This window comes from Actinomadura barringtoniae (assembly GCF_017573505.1).
GTDB classification, from domain to species: domain Bacteria; phylum Actinomycetota; class Actinomycetes; order Streptosporangiales; family Streptosporangiaceae; genus Spirillospora; species Spirillospora barringtoniae.
The window spans coordinates 505,123-511,449 of the sequence record NZ_JAGEOJ010000006.1 but is presented as its reverse complement, the minus strand read 5'-3'; the positions used below and the strand labels follow the sequence as shown (position 1 = coordinate 511,449).

At 69.4% G+C, this 6,327-nt stretch carries 9 protein-coding genes; 5 read left to right on the top strand and 4 right to left on the bottom strand.

Annotation, left to right across the window (positions count from 1 at the left end; genetic code table 11):
• Positions 1–219 precede the first annotated feature (219 nt).
• The gene (locus J4573_RS17655) at positions 220–858 is read right to left on the bottom strand and encodes an MBL fold metallo-hydrolase (RefSeq protein WP_208256599.1); all 639 of its coding nucleotides are present in this window, start codon (positions 856–858) and stop codon (positions 220–222) included.
• A gap of 67 nt (positions 859–925) precedes the next feature.
• Between J4573_RS17655 and J4573_RS55355 the strand changes: the two genes are divergently transcribed.
• Positions 926–1,351 (top strand): MarR family winged helix-turn-helix transcriptional regulator, encoded by a 426-nt coding sequence (locus J4573_RS55355; RefSeq protein WP_208256598.1) that lies wholly within the window; start codon positions 926–928, stop codon positions 1,349–1,351.
• Between the two features lie 10 nt (positions 1,352–1,361).
• Positions 1,362–1,910: an NUDIX domain-containing protein gene (locus tag J4573_RS17645; RefSeq protein WP_208256597.1), complete on the top strand. Its 549-nt coding sequence runs from the start codon at positions 1,362–1,364 to the stop codon at positions 1,908–1,910.
• Between the two features lie 333 nt (positions 1,911–2,243).
• Here J4573_RS17645 and J4573_RS17640 read toward each other — a convergent pair whose 3' ends face one another.
• The gene (locus J4573_RS17640; RefSeq protein ID WP_208256596.1) at positions 2,244–2,744 is read right to left on the bottom strand and encodes a MarR family winged helix-turn-helix transcriptional regulator; all 501 of its coding nucleotides are present in this window, start codon (positions 2,742–2,744) and stop codon (positions 2,244–2,246) included.
• A gap of 325 nt (positions 2,745–3,069) precedes the next feature.
• Between J4573_RS17640 and J4573_RS17635 the strand changes: the two genes are divergently transcribed.
• Positions 3,070–3,714 carry an anthrone oxygenase family protein gene (locus tag J4573_RS17635; protein ID WP_243773119.1) on the top strand — a complete coding sequence of 215 codons (645 nt, stop codon included), beginning with the start codon at positions 3,070–3,072 and terminating at the stop codon, positions 3,712–3,714.
• Positions 3,715–3,842: 128 nt separating this feature from the next.
• Here the strand turns inward: J4573_RS17635 and J4573_RS17630 are convergent, their stop codons facing one another.
• On the bottom strand, positions 3,843–4,718 hold the full coding sequence (locus J4573_RS17630; RefSeq protein WP_208256595.1) for a LysR family transcriptional regulator: 876 nt from the start codon (positions 4,716–4,718) through the stop codon (positions 3,843–3,845).
• A gap of 80 nt (positions 4,719–4,798) precedes the next feature.
• On the opposite strand from J4573_RS17630, the gene J4573_RS17625 reads away from it, so the two are divergent.
• Positions 4,799–4,945, top strand: a complete 147-nt coding sequence (locus J4573_RS17625; protein ID WP_208256594.1) for a hypothetical protein — start codon at positions 4,799–4,801, stop codon at positions 4,943–4,945.
• A 35-nt stretch (positions 4,946–4,980) separates the two neighbouring features.
• Positions 4,981–5,382 carry a carboxymuconolactone decarboxylase family protein gene (locus tag J4573_RS17620; RefSeq protein ID WP_208256592.1) on the top strand — a complete coding sequence of 134 codons (402 nt, stop codon included), beginning with the start codon at positions 4,981–4,983 and terminating at the stop codon, positions 5,380–5,382.
• A gap of 397 nt (positions 5,383–5,779) precedes the next feature.
• Here the strand turns inward: J4573_RS17620 and J4573_RS17615 are convergent, their stop codons facing one another.
• On the bottom strand, positions 5,780–6,274 hold the full coding sequence (locus J4573_RS17615) for a GyrI-like domain-containing protein (RefSeq protein WP_208256590.1): 495 nt from the start codon (positions 6,272–6,274) through the stop codon (positions 5,780–5,782).
• Between the last annotated feature and the right edge of the window lie 53 nt (positions 6,275–6,327).

Sequence of the window (6,327 nt, the reverse complement as noted above, 5' to 3'; positions counted from 1 at the left end):
GCGGCGCCGGACGCCGCTCGTCGGGAGTCGGCTCATGGCCGTGAGCTTGAACGCATTGGCGAGTGGGTCTGCGACCCGTCCGCGCTGACGAACGGAGGCCCGCCGGCCGGGAGTCGGCCGTTCCGGGGGTGGGCCGTCGAGGTGGCGGCTCGCCACCATGTGCCGGACCGTGTTGGGGGATTGAGGCGCGGCGGGCTTCGGCCGGGACGGGTTGGGGGGTCAGAGGTCGCGGGTTTCGCCTGGGGTTAGGGGGCTGTACGGGGCGTTGACTCCGGGGCCGTTCTCGCTGAGGAGGTTGTTGAGGACCATCTTGCCGACGTCGCTGAGGACGGAGTCGTGGACCGAGTAGGCGTGGGCGGGCTTGACCTCGCGGATGTAGTCGATGACCTCACCGGCCTTCTGCCAGGGGCCGCTGATGGGGACCATGAGGTTCTCGACGGGGCGGCTGGGGACGGTGAAGGCGTCGCCGGGGTGGAAGAGGGCGCCGTCCACGAGGAAGCCGACGTTGCCGATGCGGGGGATGTCGGGGTGGATGACCGCGTGCCACTCGCCGTGGACCTCGACGTCGATGCCGCCGACGGTGAACGTGTCGCCGTGGCCGACGGTGTGGACGCGGGGGCCGAGGCCGGTGAGCTTGGCGGCGGTCGAGCCGTTCGTCCAGACCTCGAGAGCTGGGTCGGCCTCCAGCGCCTGGCGGAGGGCGGGCTCGTCGAAATGGTCGAAGTGCTCGTGGGTGATGAGGATGGCGCCGGCGCCTTCGTACGCGGTGGGCTCGGTGAGGCCGCCGGGGTCGATGACCAGGGTGGTTCCGTCCTTCTCCAGCCGTACGCAGGCGTGCCCGAGCTTGGTGAGCCGCATTGGTCCTCCTGAATAGTTGTACAGCCTTGCTACACAAATTATACAGGCGGGCTGTAGAGTGTGCGGTGTGGGGCAGGTTGATGTCGCGGAGACCGCACGGGAGCTGAGGCTCGTCGTGGGACGGCTCGTACGTCGGGCACGGGGGCGGGAGGACCTGCCGTCCTCTCAGGTGGCGGTGATCGGCTATCTCGACCGGGACGGGTCGATGTCGACCAGTGAGCTGGCGCAGTTGCAGCGCGTTCGGCACCAGTCGATGGCCCGTACGGTCGGACAGCTCGAGGACATGGGGCTCGTGGAACGCCGGCCGCATCCGCAGGACGGGCGCAAGAGCCTGATCGTTCTGACGGACGCGGGGCGCGAGGTGATCGAGGCGCAGCGCGAGCGGCGGGCCGACTGGCTGGCCGAGGCGATCACCGCCGAGCTGTCGGAGGCCGAACGGGAGAGGCTGGCGGAGGCGGTGGGGCTGCTCGGACGGCTGGCCGACCACGACTAGGTTCGCGGGTATGGCTGACGAGCAGGCGATCAAGCAGGTGTCGTCCCGGCTGGTGTACGAGAACAGCTGGATGAGGGTTCGCGAGGACGAGGTCGAACGGCTCGACGGGTCGCGCGGCATCTACGGCGTGATCGAGAAGCGCGACTTCGCGCTGGTGATACCGGCCGAGAACGATGGATTCCATATGGTCGAGGAGTTCCGCTACCCGATCGGCCGGCGGAGCTGGAACTTCCCGCAGGGCGGGTTCCCGAAAGGGATGGACGGCGATCCCGAGGAGCTGGCGCGGCACGAGCTGGCCGAGGAGACGGGATTCCGGGCCGGAACGTTGACGCGGCTCGGATATCTGTACGGCTCGCATGGCAGCAGCACGCAGGGCTTTCATATCTTCCTCGCGACGGACCTCGAGCCGGGGGAGGCCAACCGGGAGATCGAGGAACAGGACATGCGGCAGGGCTTCATCAGCCGCGCCGAGTTCAAGCGTTATGTGCGCGACGGCGTGATCACCGACGACTCGTCGGTCGCCGCCTACACGCTGTTGATACTGCACGAAGGTCATTAGGGCTTCGCGGCGTTCGGCGTTCGGCGTTCGATGGAGGGGGTTGTGCTCGGGCGTCATTGCGTTGTCGGTGGCCGTGGCCGTGGCCGTGGCCGTGGCTCTGTCCGTGGCCGTGCCTGTGGCCGTGGCCCTGCCCGCGCCCCTGCCCGCGCCCCTGCCCGCGCCCCTGCCCGCGCCCCTGCCCGCGCCCCTGTCCGTGGCCGTGCCCGAGCTCGTGGCCGTGATCGTGATCGGGGCTGTCGATCGTCGCTTACGAGGCCGGCCTGGTTGGTCGCCTGCGAGGTCGGCCTGGTCGACGGGATCGGACCCGGCGCGACGAGTAGTTGGGTGGCTTCCTCAGTCGAGTGAGGTGTCGCCCATGGACTCGAGGAGGTTGCGCAGGAGGCCTTCCAATTGATCCCTGTCGGCGGGGTCCAGGCCGGCCAGCATGCGCGCCTCGTTCGCCACGTGCAGCCCGACCAGCTTGTCGATCAGCTCAAGCCCGGCCGGGGTGAGCCGGATCCGCACCGAACGGCGGTCGCCGGTGTCACGGATGCGTTCGACCAGGCCCTTGGCCTCCATGCGGTCGATCCGGTTGGTGATCGCGCCCGAGGTCACCATGGACGCCTTGAGCAGCGCTCCGGCGGTCAGCTCGTACGGCTCGCCAGAGCGACGGAGCGTGGCCAGCACGTCGAACTCGAAGCGCTCCAGGCCGTGCTCGGCGAAGAACTCCCGCAGGCCGCGGTCGAGCATGCGGGACAGCCGGGAGAGGCGCCCGATGATCGCCATCGGCCACACATCGAGGTCGGGCCGTTCGCGCCCCCACTGGGCGATCACCGCGTCCACCGCGTCGCTCACGGCCGACTCCTCTCAATCGAATTCCTCTTAATATTGACATACTCAACAGCGTTCCGTGGACGCTCGCATATGCGGCCACGTCTCTGAGCCATGTCGTGCGACAGCCCCCGACGGTTGCATAGAGGACATGACGCAGACGTACGAGAACCCCGCCGCATACAGGCAGAACACCGGCAACGCGCCGCACGCGGCGGCCCGGCCCTCGTACGTCGCCCACAACCCCGCCACGCTTCACGCCGCGAGCGCACCTGTCCCGTCTCACACGGGCAGCGCGCCTGCTGTGCCGGGCGTAGGAGACGTGCCTGCCACGCCACAGATCGCTCGGATGCCCGACCGCCTTCGCGTGCCTGGCGCGGTGTCCGCGACGGGGGCGATGCGGGCCGCTCAACGGTCTGACGTAGTGCGGGCGGCCTGTGCCGCTGATGTTCCTGCCTCGCCCATCAAGCCGACCAGAAGGAAGTCCCACATGTCTTGGTTCCAGACCGCATCTCTTATCGCCGCGACGCTTACCACCGGTCTCATGGCCGGGCTGTTCGCCGCGTTCTCCTACGCCGTGATGCCAGGCCTCTCGCGGGCCGACGACCGGTCGTTCATCCAGTCCATGCAGGGGATCAACGTGGCCATCATCAATGGCTGGTTCATGCTCTGCTTCATGGGCGCGATCGCGTTCGCCGGGCTGGCGGCGGTGCTGCACTTCCGCGGTGACGGGCGGCCCGCTCTGCCGTGGATCATCGCTGGCCTGGTGCTCTACCTGGTGATGTTCATCATCACGTCGGCCGTGAACGTGCCGCTCAACAATCAACTCGTCGCCGCGGGCGACGTCAGCAAGATCTCTGATCTGGCCGCTGTGCGTGCGCAGTTCGAGGCCAAGTGGGTGACCTGGAACATCGTCCGCACGATCGCCTCGACCGGTGCGTTCGGCTGCTTCATCTGGGCGCTCATCCAGCACGGCCGTTCCCTTGCGGGCTGACCTCGTCGGGGCCGACGGCGCGAGGGCTCACAGTGCGCCGCACCACAACGCGTGGTGCGGCGCACTTTGCTGTGTCCGCAGTGGTGCGGGGGCGTTGCTGTGTCCGCAGTGGTGCGGGGGCGGGGTGGCTAGGTGAGGTCGGCGAGGGTGCGGAAGCGGGCGACCAGAGGGTTGGGGTCGTCGGTACGCCAGACGAGGTGCTGGGTGGTCGAGGTGTCGATGATGGGGCGGGGGACCACGCCGACGCGGCGGAGGGCGCGGTGCGAGTCGGAGATCACGGCGGCGCCGAAGCCGGCGGCCACCAGGGCGAGGAGGGTTTGGGCGCTGCGGCCCTCCGCGCCGACGCGCGGGGCGATCCCGGCCTGGTGGCACAGGGCGATGATCTCGTCGTACGACCTGGTCGAGACGTCGCGCGGCCACAGGACCAGGGGGATCTGGCCCAGGGCTGAGACCGGGACCGGTTCGGTGGTGCGGGCGAGCGGGTGACCGCCGGGCAGGAAGAGGGTCAGCGGCTCGCGCCACCACACTTTGGCGGTCAGGCGGGCGTCCTGCATGGGGAGCCGCTGAACGGCCAGGTCATAGCGGCCGTCCAGGACGCCCTGCGACATCTCCGCGTCGTTGAAGCTCTCTTCCAGGCGCAGGTCTACGAGGGGGAGTTCCGTGCGGACCCGGCCCAGGGTGTCGCAGAGCGGGCCGTTGATGCCCGAGCCGGCGAACGTGACGGTGAGGCGGCCGGTCATGCCCTGGGCGGCGAGCCGTACGTCGTCCAGGGCGGCCTCCGCCTCCGCGAGCACTGTGGTCGCGCGCCGTACGAGCGCCTGCCCGGCCACGGTGGGGACCAGGCCGCGGCCCTTGCGGGTGAACAGTTCCACGCCGAGGCGCCGCTCCAGATCACGGAGCTGGCGGCTCAAGGTCGGCTGTGTCAGGTGCAGCCGCCGGGCCGCGCCGCTGATCGTTCCCTCCTGGGCGATCGCGACGACGTAGCCGAGCAGACGAAGCTCCATCTATACCTCCAAGGCATAGAAAGTATAGCTATGCATGCCTCATGGACAGATCTTGGTGGAGTGTGGGCCACAGTGGAGTCATGACCGAACGGAGCCCCGTCCAGACCGTCAAGGCGTTCTTCGAAGCCGCCGGCGACGGCCGGATCCGCGCCTACCAGATCTTTGAGGACTCGCTCGGTCTGGCCGGCATCCACCTGGGCCGCCGGCCGGTCCTGGCCTCCGCCTGACACCCCGAACGAATCTGAACGAGGAGATAGCGAAAATGAGCCGCGAAGAGCGCTACGAGCACGGCATGAAGGTCCTGTCGGACGTTGACGGCGAGGCCGGGCAGAGGGTCGTGGACTCCCTTGCCGACGTGTCGCCCGAGCTCGGCCACCAGGTGGTCGCCTGGGCCTTCGGCGACATGTACGCCCGTCCGGACCTGTCGCCCCGCGACCGGCAGCTGGTCACCCTTGGCGTACTGACGGCGCTGGGCGGCTGCGAGATCGAGCTCGACGTGCACATCAACGCAGCCCTGAACGTGGGCCTCACGCCCGCCGAGATCTCAGAGGCTCTGCTTCACACGGCGGTCTACGCCGGCATGCCCCGCTCCATCAACGCCACCCTCGTGGCCAAGAAGGTCTTCGGCGAACGCGACCTCCTGCCGGTCAAGCCCTCCGAGTGACCGCCCGGCCGGCTGGCTGGCCCCGCCTAGTTTTCCGGCCGTACGTGGCGTACGCGCCGCATGGCAAGCCAAAGGCCCGCGCCACCTGGCGCGGGCCCCGGCGCTTCGGCTCCAGAACGGCAATCAGGGCAGTTGGTGGTCACCTGACGAGTCGGCCGCAGTCCCCGCGACAGGTCCGCCTCAGCGGCAGCTCGCCCGCGCTGCCCGCACTGCCTGCGCTGCCGCGCTGCCCGTACTGCCTGCGCTGCCGCGCTGCCTGCGCTGCCGCGCTGCCTGCGCTGCCGCGCTGCCCGTACTGCCGCGCTGCCTGCGCTGCCGCGCTGCTGGGGCTGGTGCGCTGCTGGGGCTGGTGCATGAGTGCGGTGGGGGTTGGGGCGGCCCGGGGCGCGGGTTGCGGTTAGGGGGCGGCGAGTTTGAAGGCGACCTCGGTTTCCCAGGTTTCGGGGTCGGGCTGTTCGGCCGGGTTGGTCTTGAGGATCTCCAGGCGGGCGGCCCAGTGTTCGCCGTCGTCGGATTCGCTCATGTCCCAGGTGTGGCCCTGGCCGGCGGCCCAATTGAGGAGCTGCTTGGTGACGTCGAACAACTTGTCCGGGTGGCCCACGTGGGTGACGGACGCGTAGCGGCCGGCGGGCAGGGTGCCCGCGACGATGTCGCCCTCGACCGCGACAGCGGTCGCTACCGGGACGCCCGCCTCCACCTCCATCTGGCCGTCATCGCCCACGGTGACGTACCGGAAGAACGGGGCACCTGCGGGCGCCACGCCGCGCTGCCCCAGCCACCCGAACAGCCCCGGCATCCGGTCGGCGATCTCGTGGAACCGCTGCAGGGTGACCCGCCGCCGGACCGCGACGTACGGCTGCTCGGGGCGCTCGACGATCAATGGTTCGCTCATAGGTATGAAGACTGCCGGGTCCCCCGGAAATCATCGGCGCATCCAGAGACATT